21 protein-coding genes and 1 tRNA gene are annotated in these 24,833 nt (G+C 62.8%); 15 read left to right on the top strand and 7 right to left on the bottom strand.

What is annotated here, in order from left to right; all coding sequences use genetic code 11:
* Positions 1 to 66: 66 nt before the first annotated feature.
* On the bottom strand, positions 67 to 621 hold the full coding sequence (locus Q0I65_RS05470; protein WP_296060885.1) for a FumA C-terminus/TtdB family hydratase beta subunit: 555 nt from the start codon (positions 619 to 621) through the stop codon (positions 67 to 69).
* A gap of 2 nt (positions 622 to 623) precedes the next feature.
* Complete coding sequence (locus Q0I65_RS05475; protein ID WP_296060888.1) at positions 624 to 1,493, bottom strand: fumarate hydratase; 870 nt, start codon at positions 1,491 to 1,493, stop codon at positions 624 to 626.
* 240 nt (positions 1,494 to 1,733) lie between these two features.
* Between Q0I65_RS05475 and Q0I65_RS05480 the strand changes: the two genes are divergently transcribed.
* The 8 genes from Q0I65_RS05480 (at position 1,734) to Q0I65_RS05515 (ending at position 11,099) form a co-directional block, all read left to right on the top strand.
* Entirely contained in the window at positions 1,734 to 2,888 is a 1,155-nt protein-coding gene (locus Q0I65_RS05480) for an NADP-dependent malic enzyme (protein WP_296060890.1), read from the top strand.
* Positions 2,889 to 2,894: 6 nt separating this feature from the next.
* Positions 2,895 to 3,758, top strand: a complete 864-nt coding sequence (tmk, locus tag Q0I65_RS05485) for a dTMP kinase (RefSeq protein WP_296060892.1) — start codon at positions 2,895 to 2,897, stop codon at positions 3,756 to 3,758.
* Positions 3,751 to 4,902, top strand: coding sequence for a DNA polymerase III subunit delta' (locus tag Q0I65_RS05490; RefSeq protein WP_296060896.1), 1,152 nt, complete (start codon positions 3,751 to 3,753; stop codon positions 4,900 to 4,902). The genes tmk and Q0I65_RS05490 overlap by 8 nt, the downstream gene beginning before the upstream one ends.
* Positions 4,880 to 6,331: a regulatory iron-sulfur-containing complex subunit RicT gene (ricT, locus tag Q0I65_RS05495; protein ID WP_296060899.1), complete on the top strand. Its 1,452-nt coding sequence runs from the start codon at positions 4,880 to 4,882 to the stop codon at positions 6,329 to 6,331. Before Q0I65_RS05490 ends, ricT begins: the two co-directional genes overlap by 23 nt.
* A gap of 9 nt (positions 6,332 to 6,340) precedes the next feature.
* Positions 6,341 to 7,795, top strand: coding sequence for a nicotinate phosphoribosyltransferase (locus tag Q0I65_RS05500; protein WP_296060900.1), 1,455 nt, complete (start codon positions 6,341 to 6,343; stop codon positions 7,793 to 7,795).
* Positions 7,796 to 7,855: 60 nt separating this feature from the next.
* The gene (locus Q0I65_RS05505) at positions 7,856 to 8,779 is read left to right on the top strand and encodes a DegV family protein (protein WP_296060903.1); all 924 of its coding nucleotides are present in this window, start codon (positions 7,856 to 7,858) and stop codon (positions 8,777 to 8,779) included.
* Between the two features lie 8 nt (positions 8,780 to 8,787).
* The gene (locus tag Q0I65_RS05510) at positions 8,788 to 9,747 is read left to right on the top strand and encodes an NAD(P)-binding domain-containing protein (protein WP_296060908.1); all 960 of its coding nucleotides are present in this window, start codon (positions 8,788 to 8,790) and stop codon (positions 9,745 to 9,747) included.
* A gap of 383 nt (positions 9,748 to 10,130) precedes the next feature.
* On the top strand, positions 10,131 to 11,099 hold the full coding sequence (locus Q0I65_RS05515; RefSeq protein WP_296060911.1) for a radical SAM protein: 969 nt from the start codon (positions 10,131 to 10,133) through the stop codon (positions 11,097 to 11,099).
* Here the strand turns inward: Q0I65_RS05515 and Q0I65_RS05520 are convergent.
* On the bottom strand, positions 11,021 to 11,893 hold the full coding sequence (locus tag Q0I65_RS05520; RefSeq protein ID WP_296060915.1) for a TIGR03915 family putative DNA repair protein: 873 nt from the start codon (positions 11,891 to 11,893) through the stop codon (positions 11,021 to 11,023). The genes Q0I65_RS05515 and Q0I65_RS05520 overlap by 79 nt on opposite strands.
* Positions 11,890 to 13,539, bottom strand: coding sequence for a putative DNA modification/repair radical SAM protein (locus Q0I65_RS05525; RefSeq protein ID WP_296060918.1), 1,650 nt, complete (start codon positions 13,537 to 13,539; stop codon positions 11,890 to 11,892). The genes Q0I65_RS05520 and Q0I65_RS05525 overlap by 4 nt, the downstream gene beginning before the upstream one ends.
* A gap of 211 nt (positions 13,540 to 13,750) precedes the next feature.
* Between Q0I65_RS05525 and Q0I65_RS05530 the strand changes: the two genes are divergently transcribed.
* Positions 13,751 to 14,212 (top strand): universal stress protein, encoded by a 462-nt coding sequence (locus Q0I65_RS05530; protein ID WP_296060921.1) that lies wholly within the window; start codon positions 13,751 to 13,753, stop codon positions 14,210 to 14,212.
* Positions 14,213 to 14,272: 60 nt separating this feature from the next.
* Here the strand turns inward: Q0I65_RS05530 and Q0I65_RS05535 are convergent.
* Positions 14,273 to 14,347: transfer RNA gene (locus Q0I65_RS05535), tRNA-Thr, on the bottom strand.
* A 249-nt stretch (positions 14,348 to 14,596) separates the two neighbouring features.
* Here Q0I65_RS05535 and Q0I65_RS05540 point away from each other — a divergent pair.
* Positions 14,597 to 15,289 (top strand): hypothetical protein, encoded by a 693-nt coding sequence (locus Q0I65_RS05540; RefSeq protein WP_296060924.1) that lies wholly within the window; start codon positions 14,597 to 14,599, stop codon positions 15,287 to 15,289.
* 99 nt (positions 15,290 to 15,388) lie between these two features.
* Here Q0I65_RS05540 and pyrE read toward each other — a convergent pair whose 3' ends face one another.
* Entirely contained in the window at positions 15,389 to 16,069 is a 681-nt protein-coding gene (gene pyrE / locus Q0I65_RS05545; protein WP_296060926.1) for an orotate phosphoribosyltransferase, read from the bottom strand.
* 129 nt (positions 16,070 to 16,198) lie between these two features.
* Here pyrE and Q0I65_RS05550 point away from each other — a divergent pair, with 129 nt between their 5' ends.
* From Q0I65_RS05550 to Q0I65_RS05565, 4 genes are all read left to right on the top strand, one after another.
* Positions 16,199 to 17,344: an aminotransferase class V-fold PLP-dependent enzyme gene (locus Q0I65_RS05550; RefSeq protein WP_296060928.1), complete on the top strand. Its 1,146-nt coding sequence runs from the start codon at positions 16,199 to 16,201 to the stop codon at positions 17,342 to 17,344.
* A 487-nt stretch (positions 17,345 to 17,831) separates the two neighbouring features.
* Positions 17,832 to 18,626 carry a MarR family transcriptional regulator gene (locus Q0I65_RS05555; protein WP_296060932.1) on the top strand — a complete coding sequence of 265 codons (795 nt, stop codon included), beginning with the start codon at positions 17,832 to 17,834 and terminating at the stop codon, positions 18,624 to 18,626.
* Between the two features lie 3 nt (positions 18,627 to 18,629).
* On the top strand, positions 18,630 to 19,961 hold the full coding sequence (locus Q0I65_RS05560) for an MATE family efflux transporter (protein ID WP_296060934.1): 1,332 nt from the start codon (positions 18,630 to 18,632) through the stop codon (positions 19,959 to 19,961).
* Positions 19,962 to 20,146: 185 nt separating this feature from the next.
* The gene (locus Q0I65_RS05565; protein ID WP_296060937.1) at positions 20,147 to 21,703 is read left to right on the top strand and encodes an NYN domain-containing protein; all 1,557 of its coding nucleotides are present in this window, start codon (positions 20,147 to 20,149) and stop codon (positions 21,701 to 21,703) included.
* Between the two features lie 120 nt (positions 21,704 to 21,823).
* On the opposite strand, the gene Q0I65_RS05570 is transcribed toward Q0I65_RS05565, so the two are convergent.
* A complete protein-coding gene (locus Q0I65_RS05570) occupies positions 21,824 to 22,687 on the bottom strand; it encodes an NAD(P)-dependent oxidoreductase (protein WP_296060938.1) in 864 nt (287 codons plus the stop codon).
* 198 nt (positions 22,688 to 22,885) lie between these two features.
* Here Q0I65_RS05570 and thrS point away from each other — a divergent pair, with 198 nt between their 5' ends.
* Positions 22,886 to 24,778 carry a threonine--tRNA ligase gene (gene thrS / locus Q0I65_RS05575; protein WP_296060940.1) on the top strand — a complete coding sequence of 631 codons (1,893 nt, stop codon included), beginning with the start codon at positions 22,886 to 22,888 and terminating at the stop codon, positions 24,776 to 24,778.
* Positions 24,779 to 24,833: the final 55 nt, after the last annotated feature.

The following is a 24,833-nucleotide window of genomic DNA, read 5'->3' on the forward strand; positions in this document are numbered from 1 at the left end:
ATCATTCCACGCTGCGGGGCCGGGCTTTTGCGTTTTCGCGTTGTGGAGTTTCGCCGATGCGGGGCCTTACAGCTGCTCTCCCGCCTCGATTGCCCGGTAGAGGTCGCCGCCTTGGGAATCGACGGCCACAAAGACGGGGAAGTCAACGAGCTCGATGCGGCGCAGCGCCTCGGTCCCCAAATCGTCCCAGGCGACGGTCTCGCTTTCGGTCACGTGCTTCGCGAGCAGGGCAGCGATGCCGCCGACGGCCGCGAAGTAGACGCAGCGGTTGCGCACGCAGGCGTCGATGACGGCCTGGGAGCGCTTTCCCTTCCCGATGCAGGCGGCAAGCCCCGCGTCCATGAGCTCGGGCGTCGCGAAATCCATGCGGCTTGCCGTCGTGGGGCCGACGCTCCCGAGCGGGCGGCCTGCGGCTGTCGGGGTGGGGCCGGCGTAGAAGATGGTCTCGCCCGCAAGCCCGAAGGGAAGCTCGCCTGTCTCCCGCAGGGCCGCGAGCATGCGCTCATGCCCCGCGTCGCGGCTCGTGAACACGGCACCTGTAAGGTGCACCTCCTGCCCGATGCGCAGCTCGGCGAGCTTTTCCCGATCGGCCGGCAAGGTCATGCGGATAGGTTCGCTCATGGTTAGTCCTCCCAGCTCAAAAGGTCGATCGAGGCGCTGCGCATAGCCGAGCACCCCATGTTGACGGCAACGGGGAGCGCCGCGATGTGGCATGGCGCCGTCTCCAGGTGCACGGCGAGCGCCGTGGTCTTGCCCCCGAGCGCGCCGGGGCCGATGCCGGTTGCGTTTATGGCGTCGAGCAGCTCGCGTTCGAAGGCGGCGTGCTCGGGCGTTGCGGCGGGGGTTCCGATCTCTCGCAGAAGCGCATGCTTGGCAAGCCCCGCCACCTTGTCGAAGGTCGTGCCCACGCCCACGCCCACGACAAGCGGCGGGCAGGCGTTTGCGGCTTTTTCGCGCACGCAGTCGAGCACGACCTTCCTCACGCCCTCGATTCCCGCGCCTGGGGCGAGCATGACCACGCGCGAGGCGTTGTCCGATCCGCCGCCCTTCAAAAGGACGTGCAGCGTCGCACCGTGTCCCGGTTTCGTCGCTATCTCTGCGAAGGCGGGCGTGTTGTCGCCCGTGTTCGCGCGGTCGAAAAGCGCGTCGCGCACCACGCTCATGCGCAGACGCCCGTCGGTGTAGGCGCGCGCGACCGCGTCGTCGACCTGCGAGAGGATGTCGCCGGGGATGGAGAGCTCCTCGCCAACCTCGAGCCTCACCCAGCAGGTTCCCGTGTCCTGACACAGGGGCACGCCGTCCTCGCGCGCGATCTGCGCGTTCTCCAGCAGGCAGTCGAGCACCGACTGCGCGCGCGGCTGCTCCTCGATCTTCCGTGCGGCAGTAAGGCCGCAGAGCACGTCTTCGCGCAGCCCGACTGCGGCAGCGCGAATCGCGTCGTAGGTCGCGTTCGCCACGCGCTTCGCCGTGAGGGTGTTGTTCTCGCGTTCCACTCGATTTCCCTTCTCGTCTTGCAAACGCGTTGAGTGTAGCACGAGCCGCCGCCTTTCGCTTGGGACCTCGAACAGCGGCAGGGTGAGCGCCTGTTGCCGTGTTGGCCCCGCCCCGCTCGATGGATTGCCTGTGCGCTTGCCCGCGCGGATTCGGTACTGCGGCACCGAAGCGGTATACTTTTACGGTTGTATAGAAGCGCGCAAGGGCGCGTGCGAAGCGAGAAGGCTCGGAGGTAAGGCATGGATATCGCGCAGGAATCGCTGCGTTTGCACGAAGAGTGGCAAGGCAAGCTTGACACCGTTCCCAAGATGGAGATCAAGACGCGCGAGGATCTGGCGCTCGCCTATACGCCGGGCGTCGCCGAGCCGTGCAAGAAGATCGCGGCGGATCCCGCGCTCGCCTACACCTACACGCAGAAGGCGAACACCATCGCCGTCGTCTCCGACGGGTCGGCGGTGCTCGGCCTGGGCAACATCGGTCCTTTGGCCGCGATGCCCGTCATGGAAGGCAAATGCGCGCTGTTCAAGGCTTTCGGCAACGTGAACGCCGTGCCCATCTGCCTGGATACCCAGGACGTCGACGAGATCGTCGAGACGGTCAAACGCCTCGCTCCCGCGTTCGGCGGCATCAACTTGGAGGACATCTCGGCACCGCGCTGCTTCGAGATCGAGAACCGCCTTATCGACGAGCTCGATATCCCCGTGTTCCACGATGACCAGCACGGCACCGCCATCGTCGTGCTCTCCGGCGTCATCAACGCGCTCCGCCTCACGGGCAAGAAGAAGGAGGAGTGCCGCGTGATCGTGAACGGCGCGGGCTCAGCGGGCATCGCCATCGCCAAGCTCATGCTAAGCTACGGCTTCAAGAACCTCATCCTGTGCGACAAGTGCGGCATCATCTGCTCGAAGTCCGAGGGCGTGACTGACGCTCAGCGCGCCATGCTTGAGGTGACGAACCTTGCGGATGAGGAGGGAACCCTCTCCGACGCGATGCGCGGCGCCGACATCTTCGTCGGCGTGTCCGCCCCGAACATCGTGAGTGAGGAGATGGTCTCCTCCATGAACGACGATGCGATCCTCTTCGCGATGGCCAACCCCGTTCCCGAGATCTACCCCGACGTGGCTCGCCGCGCGGGCGCGCGCGTCGTCGGCACGGGCCGTTCGGACTTCCCGAACCAGATCAACAACGTGGTCGCCTTCCCCGGCATCTTCAAGGGCGCCCTCGAGGCGCGCGCGACGCGCATTACCAACGACATGAAGCTCGCCGCTGCCTCCGCGCTCGCCGCTCTCGTGTCTGACGAGGAGCTTTGCGAGGACTTCATCATGCCCGAGCCCTTCGACCCGCGCGCCGTCGAGGCGGTTGCCGCCGCTGTGCGCGACTGCGTGGCGGACTAGGAGCCCATGCCGTTGACGCCCGAAAGACATACCGCCGAGCCTGCGCAGCCCGTTTCGGAGCGCGAAGGCTTTGATGCGCAGGGGGCGCCCGTAAGCGGCCAGCCCGAGGGAAACTCCCCCCGCGGCGTCTTCGTCACGTTCGAGGGCGGCGATGGCGTAGGAAAATCAACCCATATCCGCTACGTTGCCGACGAGTTGCGCCGCGCGGGGCGCGAGGTTGTGTGCCTGCGCGAGCCCGGCGGCACGGGCATCGGCGAGTCGCTTCGCGCGATGGTGCTCGACCCTGAAAACGGCGAGATATCGAGCGAGGCGGAGCTCTTGATGTACGAGGCCGCCCGCGCCCAGCTGGTCTGCGAGGTCATCCGCCCCGCGCTCGAAAGGGGAGCGGTGGTGCTCTGCGACCGCTTCGCGGACTCGACTATCGCCTACCAAGCCTACGGGCGCGGCCTTCCCCTCGATTTCGTACGACGAGCGAACGCGTTCGCCACGGGCGGCATCGTTCCCGACCGCACCATCCTCCTCGTGCTCGGCGATACGCGCAAAAGCCTTGCCCGGGCGACAGGGGCTGGCGCGGGCGATCGGATGGAGCAGGCAGGAGAAGTATTTCATTCGCGTGTGAACAGGGCTTTCCTGAAACTTGCCAAGCGCGACCCAAAGCGAATCCGCATCGTTCGCTCTAGCTCGTCACGCAAGGCGACCGCCGCTGCCGTCGCCGCCGAGCTTGTCGATATCCTCCCCGAGCTTTCCGCCCGCGCGGAGGGCGCGACGCACCCCCAGCCTTCTGGGCCTCACGCGGAGGGCGCGGCCAAGGGCAAGCCCCAGGCGAAGCGCAAGCGCGGCGGTCGGGGAAAGAGGGGGCATCGTGGCTGACGCGTTCGAGAACATATTCGGCCAACCGCGCGTGCGCGACTTCTTGCGCGCGAGCGTCCGCGGCGGGCACGTGAGCCAAGCGTATCTGTTCTGCGGCCCCGCCGGATCGAACAAGACTGCAGCCGCATACGCGCTCGCCCAGGCGTACCTTTGCCCGAAGGGGGCAAAGGGTCCGCGCGGAGGTTTGTGCGGGGCGTGCGATGCCTGCTCGCGCATTGCCCGACGCAAGCATCCCGATGTGCGCTACTATGCGCCCGAGGGTGCGGGCGGCTATCTGGTCGAGCAGATTCGCGAGATTGTGTCGGACGTCTCCTATGCTCCCATCCAGGCGAAGTCGAAGGTCTATATCCTCGACCGCGTGGACATGCTGGGCACCGCCGCGGCGAACGCCTTCCTAAAGACGCTCGAGGAGCCGCCTGCAAACGTGATGATCGTCCTTTTAGGCCGCACGCGCGAAAGCGTGCTCCCGACGATCGTCTCGCGCTGCCAGGTCGTTCCGTTCCGCCATATCCCTGCAACCGAGGCCGCGGGCATCATCCGCCAGAACACGGGCGCCTCAATCGAGACCGCGCGCATCGCCATCGAGGCGTGCTCGGGGTCGATCACGCGCGCGTGCGAGTTTTTGAAGTCCAACGACAGCCTCGCCTTCCGGAGGGGCGTGGTCGATGCGATGTCACGGCTCGCCACTGCCGACGATTGGGATATCATAGAGCTCGCTGCCGGTCTCGTGAGGGCTGCGAAGGCACCGCTCGACGATGTCCGCGCGGCGCTCGAGGCGGAGCTTTCCGAGAACGCCGATTTCCTGGCCAAGTCGGCGATCCGCCAGATCGAGGCGCGCAACAAGCGCCAGATCACGGCGAAGACCTCGCAGGCGCTCCATCAGGTTTTCTCGATTGCGAGCTCTTGGCTGCGCGATGTGATGGCAACCTGTGCCGGAACGCCTGAGTTCATCGTGAACGTCGACGTCAAGGCGCAGATCGAGATGGCCGCCGCGCGCACCGACGAGGCCCGAGCGGCCGCCGCGCTGGCCGCGCTGCGCGAAAGCGACGAGGCTATCTCGTATAATGTTTCCCCAGAAACGTGCATCGATGCGATGCTGTTTGAAGTGAGAGAGGTTCTGTATGGTTCGAGTCGCGCCCATTAGGCTCGCATTCAATCCGCGCACGCTGTGGTTCGACCCGCGTGATCTGGATATTCATAACGGCGACGACGTGGTGGTGCTCACCGCGCGCGGCGTCGAGTTCGGCCATGCCGCAGGCGACGTCTTCGAGATTGACGAAGACCAGGTGAAGAAGCTGAAATCGCCGCTCAAGCCCGTGAAGCGCATCGCCACGCCCGAGGACGTGGAACGCGCCGCCGAGATGGAGCGGCTCGGTCGCGAGGCGCTGCCCATCTTCAAGGAGATGGCCGCCGAGGCGAACGAGGACATGCATCCGGTGTCGGTGGAATACCTGCTCGAGGGCGACAAGGCGGTCTTCTACTTCGAGGCGGAGGAGCGCGTCGACTTCCGCGAGCTCGTGCGCAAGCTCGCCTCGCGCTTCCATGTGCGCGTCGACATGCGCCAAATCGGCGTGCGCGACGAGGCGCGCATGGTCGGTGGTCTCGGCCACTGCGGCCAGGAGCTGTGCTGTGCCCGCTTGGGCGGCGAGTTCTGCCCTGTGTCCATTCGCATGGCCAAGGAGCAGGATCTCTCGCTCAACCCGCAGAAGATTTCCGGCGTGTGCGGGCGCCTCATGTGCTGTTTGCGCTACGAGTTCGACGCGTACAAGGACTTCAAGAGCCGCGCCCCCAAGCAGAACGCCACGGTGAAAACGCCTGATGGCCCGGCGAAGGTTGTCGACCTGGACGTGCCGCGCGAGGTCGTCTCGGTGCGCCTTGAGGGCGAGAAGCCCGTTCGCGTGCCGCTTTCCGCCTTCGATGCGCCCGAGGAGGGAACGCGCCCGAACACGATCGGGCAGGAGGCGTGGGACGAGGCGAACGCTCCCGAGGAGCCGGAGTTCACCTCCAACACGCTCTTCTCGACCGACCAGTTCACCGGCAGGGACAAGCTTGCGGAAGCGGGCAGCGTGCGCCGCACGGGTTCCTCGAAGCGCTCGCGCAAGGGCGCTGCTGAAGAGCGCCCGGCCGAAGAGCCGCATCGCGGGCGCCGTCGTCGGTCGACGAAGGTCTCCGCGGAAAGCGATCGCTCAGCCAAGCAGGATTCCCGGGAGAAGAAGCAGGACAATCAGGCTTCTCGCGGGTCCTCTTCCAAGCGCAAGCCGCGTCGGCGCCCCGATCAGAAGGCGGGCGAGAGCAAGCAGGGCAAACAGTCTTCGGAGCGCTCGGCCAAGCATCAGAAGCCGCAGCGCGCCAAAGAGGAGGGGAAAGGCCAGCAGAAGTCGGGTCCCCGCCCTGGCCAGAAGTCCTCGGGTCTTCGCACGAAGCCTCAAAAGCAGGCATCGTCTTCGGGGTCGCGTCAGCAGGGAGAGGGCGGCCAGCGTTCTGCGCAGGGCGGCACTCCCTCGCAAAACGAGCATCGTCGCGCGCGCAGGCGCTCGCACAAGGCCGGCGGCAGCTCGCAAAACGAAGGCTAAGGAGAGCAAATGCCCATCGACTACGCGCTTTTAACGGACTTGTACGAGATCACGATGGCTCAGGGCTATCGCGATTCCGGGCATGAGAACACCGAGGCATGTTTCCATATGTATTTCCGCGACACCCCGTTCAAAGGGGGCTATGCCATCGCATGCGGCATGGCGCAGCTTGCGGACATGGTGGACACTTACGCCTTCTCGGGCGAGGACATCGACTATCTCTCGAAGATTCCCGCTCCGGGCGGCGGCGCGCTGTTCGCCGCCGATTTCCTGGAATGGCTGCGCGACTTCAAGCTGACGGTCGATATCGATGCCGTGCCCGAGGGGCAGGTCGTGTTCCCGAACGAGCCCCTCGTGCGCGTCAAGGGCCCGATCATGCAGTGCCAGCTGCTCGAGGCGGCGCTTCTCAACTGCGTGAACTTCCAGACGCTCATTGCGACCAAGGCCGCGCGTGTGTGCCTTGCGGCGCAGGGTGCGCCCGTGGCCGAGTTCGGCTTGCGCCGTGCCCAGGGCGCGGGCGGCGGCCTGTGGGCGTCACGCGCGAGCATCGTGGGCGGCTGCGCATCGACTTCGAACGTGCTCGCGGGCAAGATGTTCGATCTCCCCGTGTCGGGCACGCACGCCCACTCGTGGGTCATGGCGTTTCCCTCCGAGCTCGAGGCGTTCCGCGCCTACGCGGAGGCGTTCCCCAAAAACTGCACGTTGCTCGTGGACACCTACAACGTCGAGCAGGGCGTCGACAACGCGATCACCGTCGGCCTTGAGATGCGCGAGCGCGGCGAGAGGCTTTCGGGCATCCGCATCGACTCGGGCGACTTGGCATGGCTTGCGAAGCTGGCGCGCCGCAAACTCGACGCGGCGGGCTTGACCGACTGCGGCATCGTGCTTTCCAACGATCTCGACGAGTACACGATTCAGTCGATTCTCGAAGAGGGTGCCCAGGTGAGCGCCTGGGGCGTGGGCACGAAGCTCGCCTGCGCCTACGATCAGCCCACGCTCGGCGGCGTCTACAAGCTTTCCGCGACGCGCAAGCCGGGCGGCGAGTGGGTCGATCACCTGAAGATCTCCGAGTCGGCTAAAAAACTTACGTTCCCTGGCGTTCTCGATGTGCGCCGCTACTACCACGAGGACGGCTACATCGCAGGCGACATGGTGTTCGACACCAACGCCGGTGTGCAGGAGTGCGAGACGATCGTCGATCCGCTCGACTCGCTGCGCCGCAAGCGCCTGGGAGGTAAGCGCTTCGAGACGCTGCTCGTGCCGCTCGCGCGCAACGGCAAGACGGTGCTCGCGCCTAAGTTCCGCGATGCGCTCGCCGCGAGGGAGCGCGCGAGGGCGGGGCTTGCCACGCTCGACGAGAGCCAAAAGCGCATGCTCAACCCGCATTCGTACCCGGTAGGACTCGAACACGGGTTGTTTGAGCACCGAAGCGACCTGGTCGCGAAGTTGCGCGGCTTCGAGTAGCGGGTGGAATCTGATACGCCGGCGCCTCGACGAGCGGCGCCGCATGAGATAGGAGAATGAATGCCAGCCTGCAACCTGATTATCGATTCCTGTTGCGATCTGCCTTTCGAACTGGTCGATCGCGAAGGTATCGAGCTGATCGAGTTTCCCTACATCGCCGGTGACGGCGAGCATTCCGATGATATGTATCGCTCGCGTTCCGCGCAGGACTTCTTTGATTCGATGCGCAACGGCGACGAGCCCTCGACGGCCCAGGTTCCGATCACGATGTACCAAGACGTGTTCACCCGCGCGATCGAATCCGGCGTCCCGACGGTGTGCCTGAGCTTCTCAAGCGGCCTGTCCGGCAGCTACAACACCGCTATGATCATCCGCGACCAGCTTGTGGCCGAGCATCCCGAAGCCGAGCTGTACGTGGTCGACACGCTGTTGGCATCGATTGCCGAAGGGTTCTTGGTCTATGAGGCCATTCGCCAGCGTGACCGGGGGCTTACCGCCAAGGAGATGGTGGATTGGGCCGAGGAAGCGCGCTACTACATCGACGCCGAGTTCATGGTCGATGATCTTGAGGCGCTCCGCCGTGGTGGCCGCATCCCCGCCTCGGTTGCGCTCGCCGGATCGAAGCTCGACGTGAAGCCGCTGCTTAACATCGCGCTCGATGGCAAGCTTTCGCTCACCGGCGTCGCGCGCGGACGGAAAAAGGGCATCAAGCAGCTTGCGGAGTACTACGCAAAGCATGTCGCGGACGAAGGGGCAGCTCGCTTCGCCGTCATTGGCAACGCCGACTGCCCGAAGGATGCCGATCGCCTGAAAGAGGCGCTTTCGAAGATCGACGAGAACATCTTGTTTTTGGAGAGCAGCATCGGCCCGGTCATCGGGTCGCATGTGGGGCCGGGCATGCTGGCCGTGGTGTTTTGGGGCAAGGACCGCCGCGAGGAGCTTTCCGTGGCAGACCGCATCGCCCGTAAAGTGAAAGGCAATTAGGGGGTCCCATGCGTTATATCTTTTTCGGTGACGAGAACTTCCATGACGATATCGCCGTGCGCTTGGCGAACGCCGGTTTCGAGCGCTGCGCCGATATCGAGGAGGCAAGCGCCGTCATCACGTTCTGCACCTCGCAGTCGGCGCTCGAGGACGCGTACTTCGACGAAGGAGGGTTCGTCCAATCGGCGCATCCTGGTGCGGTGCTCATCGACTTCTCCGCATCGACGCCAGGTTTCGCGCGCGAACTCGGCGCGGTCGCCACGGTGAGCGACTTGGGGTTCGTCGAGGCGCCCATTGCTCTTGAGGACATGCTCGATCCGCGCCCCTTCGACGAGGAAAACCTCGTTTGCTACGTCGCTGGCGAAGAGGACGCTGTCGCCGCGGCGCAAGGGCTTCTCCATGCGGTCTGCGGTCGCGTGGTGGAATGCGGCGCTGCGGGAACGGCACAGCTCATGCGTGCTGTTCGCACTCTGCAGGAGGCGGCTGCCGTCGTCTCCGCAATCGAGGCGAACGCGCTGGTCCGTGCCGCGCACCGTGCCGCTTTGGGCAACGGCCTCTCCGATGTCGCGATTTCCGGCCTCTCCGAGCCCGCCGAGCGCATGCTCGAGGCGGTTCGCGAAAAGCGCTTCGAGGGCGCGTTCACGGCGGAGATGTTCCTCTCGGAGCTGCAGGCCGCGCTCGCAAGTGCCGACGATGCCGATTTGATCCTTCCGCAGGCGGAATCGACGATGCACCTCGTGGAGCTGCTCGAGGTGATCGGAGGCTCGTTCAAGTCGCCGGCAGCCTTGGCTTTGGTCTACGGTGAGGAAGCCGAGTGCGCTGAGAACGGCCTTGACTGGTCTCGTGCTGAGGAAGCATATGGTCAGGGTGCTGACGATGGCGACGACTACGGCTACGATGACGAGGAAGACGATTGCGGCTGCGGTCATCATCACGACCACGGCGGATTCGGGTACTCGGCGAACTAGTTTGACCTGTCCGCTCGGGAGCATGCGGCGGCGTCTGCTCTCGAGCTGCTGATATTGGCTTGGCCCCTATGCGCTTCACGGCTAATTCGGCGGGTCGGGAGCTCGGCGGGATAAACGTTAGGCTTGTCCGCCTGCGAGCACTCGCGCCACCTCCGTGCTCAGACAGTCCTCGCTGCGCTGCGGAACTGCGCGCGGAGGCGCCGCCGAATACTCGCAGGCTACATATTGCGGCTTGACTCGATGGACGGAATAGCAGTTTCGACGAGCCGAGAATTGCCTCCGCGCGCAGTTCCGCACGACGCGAACAGTCCAGTGGACTGTTCGCCAAAGCAGGACTGTTTGAGCACGGAGGTAATCTCGGCTTGTCGAAACGACGGGAATGAATGATGCTTCAAAGCGAAATCGACATATCTTCTTGCGACCTTTGCCCTCGCGTGTGCGGTGTTGACCGCAGCGCGGGGGCTCGTGGTGTTTGCGGGGCCGATGGGCGCCTACGTATCGCCCGCGCTGCGCTGCATTTCTGGGAAGAGCCGCCGATCAGCGGCACGCACGGGTCGGGCACGGTGTTCTTCTCGTGGTGCCCGCTTCGCTGCGTGTACTGCCAAAACGCCGTTATTGCCGACGGCGAGGCGGGGGCTGAGATATCGATTGAGCGTCTGGCGCAGATTTATTCCGAGCTTCAGGCGAAGGGCGCGCTGAATATCAATCTTGTGACGCCGACCCATTACGCGCCGCATGCGCGAGCAGCGCTCGATTTGGCGCGGGGGCAGGGGATGGACCTCCCCGTCGTTTGGAACACCTCGGGATACGAGACGGTTCGCGCCGTTCGTGAAAACCGAGGTTATGCGGATGTGTATCTTGCCGATTTCAAATACGCCTCCTCCGAGCTTGCCGCGCGATACTCAAAGGCTCCTGATTATCCTCAGGTCGCCCTCGATGCTCTTTCTGCTATGGTCGATGAGCTGGGCGACCCTTGCTTTGACGAGTACGAGGGTGACGAGCGTATAACGCGCGGGGTGGTAGTGCGCCATCTGATGCTGCCCGGTGCGCTCGAGGACTCGAAACGTGTGGTTCAAACGGTGTGGAAGCATTTCGGCAGTTCGGTTCTGCTCTCGCTTATGAACCAGTACACTCCCGTTTTGGCGGACAGTGCCAACTCGGGCGACGCCTGGGCCTGCCGCGAGCTTGAGCGCTGCCCTGAGCTTGCCCGTCGCGTTCCCGATGAGGACTATGAGCGGCTGCTCGATTTTGCCGACTCGCTCGGAATCGAGGATTATTTCTGGCAGGAGGGCGGTGCTGCCGAGGAGAGCTTCATCCCCGCCTTCGACCTTGAGGGCGTATTGAGCGAGTAGGCTCCTGTCGATGCGTCGCCGCGCTCGTCCATTTCAGGCATATGCTTCCAGAATCGTTTCGGCATGAATTGCCGGCGGAGCTCGGGGTGGTAGCGCGCATCGACGGAGACGGCGTCGTAGAACCGCTTCCACGCTTGCTGCATCATCTCTTCGTCACCTGCTTTTTCAGGGAGATTGACTTCGTCGGCTTGAACGAGCTGCCACCCCGATCCGTCGTAGATTCCCGCTATGCGGTGCGCTTCGTCGTAAATCATGAAGGGGGCGTCGTTGAAGCGCGCCGAGAACCAGCCCATAAGCAGCGGTACGACCGATGCCTTCGGGGAGCAGCGGGCGAACCATACGTTGCCCTCAAGGCGTTCGAAGCGCAGAAATTGCTGCAGGTAATGCCGCTCATTCATTACCGATCGGTCGAGTGCGACAAGCGGGGCGACGGCCGGGTGTGCGATTTCTCCGATCGCCGCTTGTCGTACATCGGCCCTCATAGCGTAGCGAATGAACCGATAGACGACGGTGCCTGCTTGGGCGTCATCTGAAAGCGATGCGTGCAGCACGGCGTTGAATCCTGCTTTCCCCGTTGTGCGCACCAGCCCGCGTTTGACGCGTTCGGCGAGCTTGGCGTCGGACTCTATCGTGCGCACGCTTTGCCCAAGACGCGGTTGAAACGAAGATTCCCGTGCGATATCCTCAGGGTCCTCATGGTTCGCGTAGGCTTGGAACACCGCGGTGAACAGCCCCTCAGGCGTTCCGTCGTAGACATAGGCGACGTGGGAGAGCGGCTCTTCTGCGGCGATCATGCGCAAACCTTTTGCTTGTCGATGGCATGCTGCCACCCGAACAGGCCGTCGGCTTGGCTGGCGAGGGTGCTTTTCTCAGGGAGGCTGCGAGGGCTTGAGCTTGATACACTTGTCTTCTGCGCGGTCGTACGGGTACCGCTTGCGCCTGCCTCATGCGAGGTTTCGAGGGCATCGCTTACACCCGTCTTTGCTGAGTACGCGGACGTGCCATGTGCATTCGCCCCTCGTGATGCGTCGAGCGCGTTGTATTCGCGTGCAATCGCCCCTTGCGTGTCATAGAGCGCGTCGCGTTCGCGTGTTCCTTCTATTCGCTTCCTACATAAACCTTGTCCCTCAAGTGGGTCGAAGAGGCTCAGCTGCCTCTGGCATTGCTTCGCCGCGCGCCGTCCATGTTTTCCTCCGTCGATGGGGGCGGCAAGCTGCGCGCGCAGGGCACCTGGGGTGAAGGGCGTGCCTGCGCCTGCGTACTTCCCGTTGCAGGTGATGAAGAACCGCGCACGTTTGTAGGCAATGCCGAGTTTTCGCAGCTCGGGCTCGTGCAGGCAACAGGTTCGCCGGGCTTTCACGATAAGGCGCGCCCCGCGTGGACCGATGCCGGGCACGCGCAGGAGCATTTCGAGCGGGGCCGTGTTCACCTCTACGGGGAAGTGCTCCAGGTGGTTGACGGCCCAGTTCGCCTTCGGGTCGAGCTGCGGGTCGAGGTAAGGGTTGTCCTCGTCGATTATCTCGCTCACGTCGAACTTGTAGAAGCGAATAAGCCAATCGGCCTGGTAGAGGCGATGCTCGCGATCGAGCTCCACCGCCCCCGATGCGGGCGGGCGCTCATCGGAGGTTACCGGCAGGTAGGCGCTGAAGAACACGCGCTTGAGCGAGAGCGTGCGATAGAGCGCCGCCGATAAATTCAGGATTTGAAAGTCGTTCTCGGGTGTGGCGCCGATGATCATTTGCGTGCTTTGGCCTGCGGGGACGAAAGCCCGCTCGCGTTTCGCCGGTCGATTTTGCGAGTAGTATGTCGTGTTCTTGCGTACGAGCGCGCGCGTGTCGGCATCTTCTGCCATGGAGTCACGAATCTGACGCATCGGAGCCAGAAGTTGTTGCTTGCGCTTTTGCGGACACAGAAGCGCAAGGCTTTTCTGGGAGGGGAGCTCTAGGTTCACGCTCATGCGGTCGGCTAGGCGTCCTAACCGGTCGATCAGCTCGGGCGAGGTGCCGGGCACCGCCTTCGCATGGATGTACCCGCGAAACCCGTATTCATCGCGCAGGATTCGCAGCGTTTCGATCAGAAGCTCGGTCGTGTAATCGGGGCTTTTCAGAACGCCCGAGCTTACGAACAGCCCCTCGATGTAGTTGCGCCGATAGAAGGAAATCGTCAGGTCGGCGAGTTCGCGGGGGGTGAACGCGACACGAGCGACGTCGTTGCTCGCGCGGTTCACGCAGTAGGCGCAGTCGTAGACGCAGACGTTGGTCATGAGCACCTTCAGAAGCGAGATGCAGCGCCCGTCGGGGGTGAAGCTGTGGCAGCACCCCGCGGCCAGGGCGTTTCCCAGCTGCCCGCGCCGTGCTCCTCGGTCGACACCGGAAGATGTGCAGGCTACGTCGTACTTTGCGGCGTCAGCGAGAATTTCCAGTTTGTCGGCGATATTCATGGGTACACCTGTTCGTTCGAATATTTGTTCGTATTTTAACAAGCTTCGAACCGATGTGCAATGCCCGCGCCTTTCTTTCCCGATGAAGGAGAAAATTCGCCATAATCCCTGTTCGCAGATAGATAAGCGCGCTATCATTAGCTCACAAGGCGATCGCTGCATCGCCGTCTTCTGGATTGCGTTTTACACGCACGATGGGGAAGGGGCAGCCATGCTCTATGACAATATCTTAGTTCCCTACGATGGTTCGGCGTCTGCCGATGCGGCGCTCGAGGAAGCGGCCCGCTACGCGAAAGAGGATCCGGGCTGCGCGCTTCACGTGCTGCAGATTTCGGACATCGAGCATCAGGTGATCGAGCGGCTCGATTCTTCGTATGGCGCGGCGGTTCCCGTTGGCATGAGAGAGGCTTTCGAGGATGCCCAAAACGAGGCTCAAAGAAAGCTCGAGCGCGACGTTCGTCTCGCGACGCGCGGGCTTATGAACGAGATCCACGTTGAGGTGCAGATCGAGACGACGATCGGTGTGCAAATCGTCGCGTATGCGGCGGCGCACAACATCGACCTCATCATCATGGGATCGCGCGGCCTCGGCGGTTTGCGCGGCATCCTGGGCAGCGTATCGAGCTTCGTGCTGAAAGAGGCGAAGGTTCCCGTTCTCGTGGTGAAAGATTAGCGAGCGAAAAAATCCCCCATCTGGAAAGGATGCACCGCCAGATGGGGGATTGCTTTTGCGTGGTGCCGGCGGCAGGAATCGAACCCGCAACCTACTGATTACAAATCAGTTGCTCTACCGTTGAGCCACGCCGGCATGTGATTTGCGCAAGCAAACATGATAAGGCAAAACGCGCCAACTGAAAAGAGGGAAATGCTGGAAGGCGCCGGAGTGCAGCAAGGGGCGTATCGAGGTGGCGTTGGGGCTATCCCATATTACGCCCAGGTCCCGATGACGAGAGCCATTACTACAATGAACTCTTTTCTGGCAGCGATGGCTTTGCGTGGGGGCATGGCAAGATAAGAGGTCCTGCGTGCAACATACATGAGATAGGAGCCGAAGAAAATGCTATCGAAATCTAGTGATAATCGAAATCGGGGGTTATGGGGGTGCAAGAATCACGTGCTGCGTTTACTCTGCGCCGTTTTGGCTGCATGCTTTTCCGCGTTAGCCGTTTTTGCGCTGGCTGCTTGCTCCTTGAGCGACGGCGGCAACGCATCTCCCCATGTGGATAACGGAAAGCTGCGCATTTATTACGAGGAACCTTACGAGATTGTTCCCAAGGGCAGCTTCTACCATGAAAAGGGATTCGGCATGTTTCTCGAGGTGTATAGCTCGCTCTTCTCTTCAAAAGAAGTGAGCGGTCTTGACTCGACGTTTTTGGTGTCGGGGGAGGAGGAAGACCATATCTTTCGGTCGCTCTCGATGTTTTCCGAGGTCGATGATGGCGATGTCTCCAGCCAAGATGTGAAAAGCGTCATCGATAACTTCACGCTTCCGCGCCCTGAAATGACCGATCCGAGATTTCGCCTTGTTGACGATATCGACAAAGGAAACGGTGAGTCTATCCTCATTTACGCCGCATATGAGAAGGCGTACAAGGACAAGGCCGGAGAGATACGCGCCGCAAGCTATTTTTGGAACGATTGGCTCATTGGCGTGGGCGTGACGTATCTCGGACCGGTTGAGGGAGAGGACCGCGCGCAGGAAGTCGCTCTTGCCGAGAACATGCTGAGAAACGTAGAAATCATCCATTAACGAGGCGCCGGGCGAGAGGTGCCGCTTGGCTGGGTCGGGCGAGGAGGTGCGGCCCGACATGCCCCGGAGCCTTCTCGCCCGCTTAACCAAGTGGTTGCGCTATTCCTTCGCGCCCCATTCTTCGTAATATGCGTCGATAGCAGCTTTGATGTCGTCGTTGATGAGGACCTCACCCTGCACTTCGCGGTTGTAGAGGTACTCGGTCACTTCGGCCATGTTCACGATGCTCGCCGTGGGGAAGCCGTACTTCTCCGACACCTCGTCGCAGGCGCACTTCACGCCGCCCTTGCCGACCTCCATGCGATTGAGCGAGACCATAAGGCCTTTGACCTCGATATTCGCGGCGCCGGTGATGAGGGGGTAGGTCTCGTCGATCGACTTGCCCGACGTGGTGACGTCTTCCACCATGACAACGCGGTCGCCGTCTTCGAGCACGTGCCCGAGCAGGTTGCCGCCCTCGCCGTGGTCTTTCGCTTCCTTACGATTCGAGCAGTACTTCACCTCTTTGCCGTAAAGCTCGTAAAGCCCCATCGCCGTCACGACCGACAGGGGGATGCCCTTGTACGCGGGGCCGAACACGACGTCGAAGTCGAGCCCGAAGTTGTCGTGGATCGCGCGCGCGTAGGAGAGCCCCAGACGATGCAGCTGGTCGCCCGTCACATAGGCACCTGCGTTCATGAAAAACGGGGACTTGCGGCCGCTTTTCAACGTGAACTTGCCGAACTTGAGCACGTGGCTTTCGACCATGAACTCGATGAACTCCTGCTTGTACTGCTCCATGGGACGTCCTTTCCCTGTCGTGCGCGTGGCCGCGCTATTCGTTTTCGCGGTATGATTCCACTATACAAGAACTCGACGCCTGCGGCAGGCACTGCTCGCCTGCGGGCGGATTTCCCGAAAGGCGTTCACGTGATTTACCTCGACAATGCGGCGACGACGCTCAAGAAACCCGACGGTGTGGCTCGCGCGGTGGCCGACGCGATCGGCTCGTTCGGGGGTCCGGGGCGCGGGTCGCACGCGGCGGCGTTCGCGGCGAGCATGGCTGTATTCGAGGCGCGCTCTGCTGTGGCAGGGCCGCTCGGCGCGCCGGACGCTTCCCGCGTATCGTTTACCATGAACGCTACAATGGCGCTCAACATCGCCCTTGCGGGTCTTTTGCCTGATGGGGGGCGCGCTATTACCACGGCTGCGTCGCACAACTCGGTGCTGCGGCCGCTCTTCCGCGCTCGCGATATGCGCGGGGCCCGGGTGGAGGTTGTCCGCATTCTGCCTGATGGATCGCTTGACTGGGAATCCTACGAGCGCGCGCTTGAGGGCGGGGCGAACCTGGTCGCCGCCACGCACGCGTCGAACGTGACGGGCGATGTGTACGATGTCGCGCGCATGGCTGCGATGGCGCATGACGCGGGCGCGCTGTTCGTTCTGGATGCGGCGCAGACGGCGGGCGCGATGCCGGTTGATATGGCCGCGCTCGGGGTGGACGTGCTTTGCTTCACCGGGCATAAAAGCCTCTACGGCCCGCAGGGGACAGGCGGACTCATCGTTCGCGAGGGGCTTGAGGTGGAGCCGCTTCTCGAGGGCGGGTCGGGCGTGCACAGCTTCGACGAGCGCCAACCGTCCTTCATGCCCGAGGCGCTTGAGGCGGGGACGGAGAACGCGCACGGCCTGGCGGGGCTTGCCGTTGGTGTGGAATACGTGGCGCAGAAAACGCCGGCTGCGATCGCTGCCCAGGTGTCGGGGCTTGTCGAGCGCTTCGAATGCGGGCTGGGGAGCATTCCCGGGATCATGGTGTACGGCGGGCACGCGAGCTTTGGGCGCTCGGGAATCGTCGCCTTCAACATCGGCGACGCCGACTCGGGCGAGGTCGCCGCGCGACTCGATGCTGATTTCGGCATCTGCACGCGCCCCGGTGCCCACTGCGCGCCGCTTATGCACAAGGCGCTCGGCACGGCTGAGCAGGGCGTCGTGCGCGTGAGCTTCTCCAGCTTCAACACGCAGGTTGAGGTGGACGCCGCGCTTGAGGCTGTGGAGAGTATTGCGCGTCAAGCGAGCTAGCGAGCGCCGTGCGGCGCGGCGGGCGCGCGGTGGCGCGGTGGTGGCGGGCGCGCAGTGGCGCGGCGGGGTCGCGCGGTGCGATCGCTCGGGGTGCAGTGGCGGGCGCGCGGTGGGGTTGTGTACAAAAACGACGATAGTTTTCAAATATAGTATGGCTACTAATTAAAATATTCCCCAAAATCTAGCAAAGTGGGGAATATCTCTGCGCATTCCGTTAATTGAGGCGACGAAGTGAGGGAATGCGCCGCGAGACTATCTCTTGTTTTGCAAATTATCGTCATTCTTGTACAGCTAGAGTCCTAATTAATTGAACGGCAGAGCGCTGACCTGCGGTTTTTAATTATAAAGGAGTCTAACAAATACGATTTATCGCGTTCCCACCTAAGAAGGCGAGCTTTAGTTGTGCATATTGCGTGCGCGGTGTTCTCGTGAGTCCGATTTCGTACTACAGTACAATAATAGTACGAAATCGGACTAAAGGGCAAGGATGAGCAAAGGGAATTCGACGCTCGACATAAACGCGATGGGCAACTCAAACGCGGCAAGCTCGGCGGACACGACCGCGCCAGGCGAAGCGAGGTTGGCAAGTGCAAGCCCGCTGAGCGACTCGAGCCCGATGGGCGCTTCGAGCCCGCTGGGCACTTCTATCCCAGGTAATATCGCGCGTGCCTACGAGGCGTTCGGCAGTTTTTGGCGCGAGCAGAACCAGCTCTATCGCGACGTTGCGACGTCGTTCGGAATCTCCGAGAGCGCGTTCAGTATCCTGTACGCCATTTTCCTTGCGGGCGAAAAGGGCATCTCGCAGCGGGATATCTGCGTGCAGATGTGTATCGGCAAGCAAACGGTGAACAGCTCCATTCACAAGCTCGAGCGCGAGGGAGTGGTTGAGCTCAAGAGCGGTCCGGGCCGTCGCGGTCTGCTCGCGCATCTGACTCCGGTGGGCCTTGAGCTCGCCGAGCGCACAATCGTCCCTATGGTCGAGGCGGAACTTGCGGCGCTGAGGGAATTCGACGACAGGGAACTCGAACTGTCGCTTCTCCTCGGACGGCGCTACACCGATGCTCTGCGCTCGCATTTCGCGGATATCCCTGGGGTGCGCCTGACCTCGCAAAACAGCAAGACCGCGCTTCTGGATGGCGAAGCTGCGCCCCGAGGGGTCAAGGCTGTAGCGCAAGGCGACGCTTCCGCATCTCGAAACGACGGAGCTGCCAAGCGCGGCGGGGAGGGCGAGGCTGCGCCCTCGGGCGGGTGTCTTTCCACTCCGAATAAAAAGGTACGATAAGCCATGGCCATCCAGATATCCGACCATTTCACGCTTGGGCGGCTCGCACGCTTCACCGCCCCCACCTGCGCCATGATGCTCTTCACCTCGATCTATGGCGTGATCGACGGCCTGTTCGTGTCGAACTTCGTCGGCAAGGAATCCTTCGCTGCCTTAAACCTTGTCTATCCGCTGTTCATGATGCTCGGCGCGCTCGGGTACATGTTCGGCACGGGAGGCACGGCGCTCGTCGCCAAAACGATGGGGGAGGGCGATGACAAGCGCGCCCGCGGGCTGTTCTCGCTTATCGTGTACGCGACGCTCATCGTGGGCATCGCGTGCGGGATTGTGGTGTTCCTGGCCGTAGGGTCTGTCGCTGGTGCATTAGGTGCCGAAGGATCGCTGCTTGAGGAATGCGTCGTGTACGGCAGCATCCTGGCGTTCTCGCTTCCTTTCTTCATGTTGCAGGAAACTTTCCAGAGCCTGTTGACCGCTGCGGGCAAGCCCAAGGTGGGGCTTTGCGTCATGGTGGTTGCCGGCGTTGCCAACATCGCGCTCGACGCCCTGTTCATCATCGTGTTCCAGTGGGGCCTGGCGGGTGCTGCCCTGGCGACGGCGATAAGCGAGGTCCTTGGCGGTGCGATCCCGTTCCTCTATTTCGTGCGGCCGAACTCGAGCACGCTGCGCCTGGGTCGTCCGCTTATCGACGTGCGGGCTTTGGGGCGCGTCTGCGTGAACGGCTCGTCGGAGCTTGTCTCGAACCTTTCCATGTCGCTCGTGTCGATGGTCTACAACTTCCAGCTGATGGCCTACATCGGCCCTGATGGCGTCGCGATTTACGGCGTTATCCAATACGTTGCGTGGATCGCGGTGTCGCTTCTCATGGGCTTCACGGTCGGCTCCTCGCCCATCATCAGCTACCATTACGGCGCGAAGAACTCCGCCGAGCTCAAAGGCTTGTTCCGCACCTGTCTTGGCGTGATGGTGGCGGGGGGCGCGCTGATCACCGTACTCACGCACCTCTTCGCGCACCCGCTTGCGGCGGTGTTCGTGGGATACGACCCCGCCCTGTGCGAGATGACCGTCTCTGCCCTCGGCGAGTATTCGCTCGCATTCATCTTCGTGGGCGTGAGCATTTTCGGCTCGGCGTTCTTCACGGCGCTCAACAACGGCCTCGTCTCGGCGCTCATATCGTTTTTGCGCACGCTCGTGTTCGAGTGCGCGGCAGTGATGTTTTTGCCGGCGATCATCGGCGTCGACGGCATCTGGCTTTCCATCGTGGTCGCCGAGATCGCGTCGATGTTTCTTACCGGCGGCTTTCTCGTCGGCCTGCGCAAGCATTACGACTACGCCTAGCGCCTGCCGCATCGTGACGGGCGCGTCTAACCTAGCGCCCGCCGCGTTGCGGAAGGCGCCCGTCCGCTTTCGCCCGTCGTGTCCTGCCCGCGCGCTTTGTGAGGATAATGCGGTGATGGGAGTGCTGTTGTATCATGGGGGCGAACAATGAGCGTCCGTTCGCGGGCGCCGCAAAAGGAGAACCTGTGGAACAAAAACCCTCATTTGACAAGCGCTTTGCGCTGCTTATCGACGCGGACAACGTGTCATCGAAGTACATCAAGCCCATTCTCGACGAGCTTTCGAAATACGGCACCATCACCTACAAGCGCATTTACGGCGACTGGACGAGCACCCTGCACGCCAAGTGGAAAGATGCGCTGCTCGACAATTCCATCACACCGATTCAGCAGTTCAGCTACACCGTCGGCAAGAACGCCACCGACTCGGCCATGATCATCGACGCGATGGACATCCTCTATACGAACTCGGTCGAGGGCTTCTGTCTCGTGTCGAGCGACAGCGATTTCACGCGCCTGGCGAGCCGTATCCGCGAGAGCGGCCTTACGGTGATCGGGATGGGCGAGAAGAAAACGCCCACGCCGTTTCGCAAGGCATGCGACATCTTCACCACGCTTGAGCTGCTCATCGGCGAGGCGCGTCGCGACAAGGCCAACGGCTCCTCGTCGAGCCTGACCATCGAGGAGGTCGAGCGCGCAGTCGTCGATATCATCACCGACAACCAGAACAACGGGAAGTCGACGGGCTTAGGCGAGGTGGGAAGCCGCCTGCTCAAGCGCTACCCCGACTTCGACGTGCGCTCGTTCGGCACGAACCTGCTCTCGAAGCTTCTCGGCGAGTTCAAGAGCGTCACTATTCGCAAGGACGGCTCGAACGTGCGGGTCGAGCTTGCGGAAGGCGTCGAGCACGAGCGTGCGGCGGCTGAGAAGCCTTCTGATCCCGAGGGCGCTGGCGAGCAAGCGGGCGAGCAAACTGAAACTGCGAGCGCTTCTGAGGATTCGGAGAGCGAGGGAGGCGAGGATGCGTCCTCGCACAGCTCGAAGTCGCGCCGTCGCCGCAGCCGCCGTCGCAAATCATCCAAGGTTTCTGGCGCTGACCAGGGTGAATCTGCCGACACGAAGACTGATGAGGCAGCCGATGGACGGCAGGAGGTAACCTCCGAGGCTGCTGAGTCGCAGGCGGTATCGACCGATCAGCAGGGCGAGTCCAGCGATTCGCCCGCAGGGGAGCAAGAGGCCGCCTCCGATGCGGCTGACGCCTCGCAGGCCGAAGAGGCAGGGACTCAGGATACGGCAGCTAATGAGGCTAAACCGGCTGAGAGCGATGGGGCGAGCAAGAAAAAGGCGTCCACCGCGCGAAAGAATAAGGCGGCTGCTGGAGATGACCGGGCTGACAAGGCGCAGGCTGCCGACGAGGCGAACCGCGCCGGCAAGGCTCAGGCTCAGACGGCAGGTGAGTCCGCTGAAGGCGGCAAGGCCCAGGCGCCCGCGAAGCGCCGCCGCAGCCGTTCGCGCAAGGCCTCTGCAACTCCTGCGACTCCCGACGATTTCATTCGCGCGGAAGTGGCCGAGGCGGGCAAGGACGGCATTGCCGTTGCCGAGCTCTCCAAACGCGTGCGCACGCGCTTCAAGTCCTTCAAGGTCCGTGAGCTCGGGTATCCGCATCTTGCTGGCTATCTTGCCGACGTCGAGGGCGTGCGCGTGTACAAGCAGGGTCGCGAGAACTGGGTCGCGAAGGAGTAGCGCGTTCCTCTGCGGAGGGGCGAAGTGTCCTTCAATCGGGAGTGGAACGCCCTTGACGGTGGGAGCGTACCCTCGACGGTGGGGCACGCGTCTTCCTCTGGGGCCGCCGGGGCTCGCCGCTTACTTCTCGCCGCCTGCTGCCAAATCGTGGCTCGCGACGAAGGCGGCCAGGTCGTCTTCCCAGGTGGGCATCTCGAACACGCCCGTCAGGCGCGCCATCATGTTGTCGAGCTCGATGCGGTAGCCGTGCTCGGGCTTGCTCGCTCCGCGCAGGTTGCCAATCGGTTCTCCCACCAGCTCGAAGGCGCGCTCGAAGAACTCGAAGCGGCTCGTCACGCCCGTGCAGGCGGCATGGAAGGTGCCGAACTCGTTGGACTCCATGACGGCCACGACGGCCTTGGCGAACGTATCGGCCGAGGTGGGGCACGCGAACTGGTTCGCGGGCACGTACACGGTGCGACCCTCGCGGCTCGCCTTCAGCGCGCGAGGGAGGATGTCGTCAGGCTCGGCGGTGTAGACCCATGACGAGCGCACGATGATGTGGCGGCGGTTGAGCTCGCACACGAACCGCTCGCCGGCGAGCTTCGACTTGCCGTAGACGTGCGGCGGGTCGGTCGGGTCGAACTCGTTGAAGGGATGCTCGGACATGGCGGGGAACAAATCGTCGGTTGACAGGTGCACAAGCGTCGCCCCCACCGAGGCGCTCGCGATGGCGAGGTTGCGCGCGCCGAGCGCGTTCACCTGATAGGCTCGGTCGGGGTTGGCCTCGGCCTCGGTACGGCTTGCAAGAGCGGCGCAGTTGATGACGAAAGAGGGCTTCTCCGACTCGGCGAAGGCGAGGCTTCGCTGCAGGTCGACGATATCAAGTTCCCTATCGGTCGTCACGACGCGATATCGATCGTGGTCGAGTCGCGCGTTGATCGTGCGGCCCATGCGCCCGGCGGCGCCGGTGATCCATACGGTTGCCTGAGGCTCAACGCTCATGGACGGATGCTCCTTCGTTGTGCGGTTCGTTTTCGTTTCGCCTTCCGAAACCGCACTATCTTAACGCAAGTTTCGTGCTTGCGGTTGCGCAAGCGTTTTCATCGCTTATTATGTTTGTTTGGCTTGTGTTTCGAATTGCGCAAGCGAGGAAATCAACGGTTCAGGCGGGATGGCCGCCTGGCATGGGGAAGGACTCTCATGAATATTGCACTACCCGATGGCTCGGTAAAAGAGCTCGCTGCCGGCGCGACCGTCGCCGACGTTGCGGCTTCCATCGGCGCGGGCCTTGCGAAGGCTGCGCTGGCTGGCAAGGTCGATGGCACACTGGTCGACCTCACAGCAACCGTGACGGATGGGGCAACCGTTGAGATCATCACCGCGAAAAGCCCCGAGGCGCTTCACATCATGCGCCACTCCTGCGCCCACATCATGGCGGAAGCCGTGCAGGAGCTCTATCCCGGCACGCAGATCGCCTTCGGCCCTGCGACCGACGATGGCTACTTCTACGATTTTGAGCTTCCTAACAATATCTCCTCCGACGACTTCGGCGCCATCGAGAAGAAGATGGCCGAAATCGTCAAGGCCGACGAACCCTTCGTGCGCGAGGTCGTGAGCATCGACGAGGCGAAGAAGATCTTCGCTGACCAGCGCTTCAAGTTGGAACACATCGACGACTTGACCGACCAGGAAATCTCGATCTACCGCCACGGGTCCTTTGTCGATTTGTGCGCCGGCCCGCACGTCCCCTCCGCCGGCAAAATCGGCGCCTTCAAGATGATGAAGCTCGCCGGTGCCTATTGGCGCGGCGACGCGACGCGCGAGCAGCTGCAGCGCCTCTATGGCACGGCCTTCTTCAAGAAGTCGGAGCTCGAGGAGTACCTGCACAACCTCGAAGAGGCCGAGAAGCGCGACCATCGCCGCATCGGCCGCGAGATGGACATCTTCATGATGCGCGACGAGGCGCCTGGCTTCCCGTTCTTCCTGCCCAACGGCATGATCTTGAAGAACACGTTGCTCGACTACTGGCGCGAGATTCACAAGAAGGCCGGCTACGTGGAAATCTCCACGCCGATGATCATGAACAAGCAGCTGTGGCAGACGTCGGGCCACTGGGACCACTACAAGGACAACATGTACTCGACGGTCATCGACGAAGAAGAGTACTGCGTGAAGCCGATGAACTGCCCGGGCGGCGTGCTCGTGTACGCGTCCAAGCCGCATAGCTATCGCGACCTGCCTATTCGTGCGGGTGAGATCGGACTGGTGCACCGCCACGAGATGAAGGGCGCGCTGCACGGCCTGTTCCGCGTGCGCTGCTTCAATCAGGACGATGCGCACCTGTTCGTGCGTCCCGACCAGCTGACCGAGGAAATCGTGGGCGTCGTCAAGCTCATCGACTCGGTCTACCAGCAGTTCGGGTTCACCTACCACGTCGAGCTTTCCACGCGCCCCGAGGATTCGATGGGCTCTGACGAGGATTGGGCCGCAGCCGAGGCCGGCCTTAAGACCGCGCTTGAAGAGCTCGGTATGGAATACGAGGTCAACGAGGGCGACGGCGCCTTCTACGGCCCCAAGATCGACTTCCACCTGAACGACTCGCTCGGACGCACCTGGCAGTGCGGCACCGTGCAGCTCGACTTCCAGATGCCGCAGAACTTCGATCTGGAATACACCGACGCGGACGGCTCGAAGAAGCGCCCGGTCATGCTCCATCGCGTGTGCTACGGCTCGGTCGAGCGCTTCATCGGCATCCTGATCGAGCATTATGCGGGCAAGTTCCCCGTGTGGCTCGCGCCGATGCAGGTGAAGGTGCTTCCCGTTTCCGAGAAGAGCCGCGATTACGCGCACAAGGTCGCCGACGCGATCGAGGCAGCCGGCATCCGCGTCGTGGTGGACAACCGCGACGAGAAGATTGGCTACAAGATCCGCGAGGCGCGCTCCATCGACCGCGTGCCCTATATGGTGATCGTGGGTGAGAAGGAGGCCGAGGAGGGCACCATCTCCGTGCGCGACCGCACGAACGAGACGCACCCCTCCACGATCGAGGACTTCTGCGCGAAGGTGTGCGAGGAGATTCGCACGCGCGCATAAACCTCGTGTGGCCTGGTGTGATTGGCTGTTGCGGCGGGCTGTCCTGCGATGGGCG

It is taken from the genome of uncultured Ellagibacter sp., from assembly GCF_934643285.1.
Classification (GTDB): Bacteria; Actinomycetota; Coriobacteriia; order Coriobacteriales; family Eggerthellaceae; genus Ellagibacter.

Coding starts and splice junctions, on each gene's coding strand:
- Q0I65_RS05570 (WP_296060938.1), bottom strand. CDS start 22,687: ATGAGCGTTGAGCCTCAGGCAACCGTATGGATCACCGGCGCCGCCGGG.
- Q0I65_RS05480 (WP_296060890.1), top strand. CDS start 1,734: ATGGATATCGCGCAGGAATCGCTGCGTTTGCACGAAGAGTGGCAAGGC.
- Q0I65_RS05500 (WP_296060900.1), top strand. CDS start 6,341: ATGCCCATCGACTACGCGCTTTTAACGGACTTGTACGAGATCACGATG.
- Q0I65_RS05530 (WP_296060921.1), top strand. CDS start 13,751: ATGCTCTATGACAATATCTTAGTTCCCTACGATGGTTCGGCGTCTGCC.
- Q0I65_RS05540 (WP_296060924.1), top strand. CDS start 14,597: ATGCTATCGAAATCTAGTGATAATCGAAATCGGGGGTTATGGGGGTGC.
- Q0I65_RS05515 (WP_296060911.1), top strand. CDS start 10,131: ATGATGCTTCAAAGCGAAATCGACATATCTTCTTGCGACCTTTGCCCT.
- ricT (WP_296060899.1), top strand. CDS start 4,880: ATGGTTCGAGTCGCGCCCATTAGGCTCGCATTCAATCCGCGCACGCTG.
- Q0I65_RS05525 (WP_296060918.1), bottom strand. CDS start 13,539: ATGAATATCGCCGACAAACTGGAAATTCTCGCTGACGCCGCAAAGTAC.
- Q0I65_RS05560 (WP_296060934.1), top strand. CDS start 18,630: ATGGCCATCCAGATATCCGACCATTTCACGCTTGGGCGGCTCGCACGC.
- Q0I65_RS05555 (WP_296060932.1), top strand. CDS start 17,832: ATGAGCAAAGGGAATTCGACGCTCGACATAAACGCGATGGGCAACTCA.
- tmk (WP_296060892.1), top strand. CDS start 2,895: ATGCCGTTGACGCCCGAAAGACATACCGCCGAGCCTGCGCAGCCCGTT.
- Q0I65_RS05520 (WP_296060915.1), bottom strand. CDS start 11,893: ATGATCGCCGCAGAAGAGCCGCTCTCCCACGTCGCCTATGTCTACGAC.
- thrS (WP_296060940.1), top strand. CDS start 22,886: ATGAATATTGCACTACCCGATGGCTCGGTAAAAGAGCTCGCTGCCGGC.
- Q0I65_RS05510 (WP_296060908.1), top strand. CDS start 8,788: ATGCGTTATATCTTTTTCGGTGACGAGAACTTCCATGACGATATCGCC.
- Q0I65_RS05470 (WP_296060885.1), bottom strand. CDS start 621: ATGAGCGAACCTATCCGCATGACCTTGCCGGCCGATCGGGAAAAGCTC.
- Q0I65_RS05505 (WP_296060903.1), top strand. CDS start 7,856: ATGCCAGCCTGCAACCTGATTATCGATTCCTGTTGCGATCTGCCTTTC.
- pyrE (WP_296060926.1), bottom strand. CDS start 16,069: ATGGAGCAGTACAAGCAGGAGTTCATCGAGTTCATGGTCGAAAGCCAC.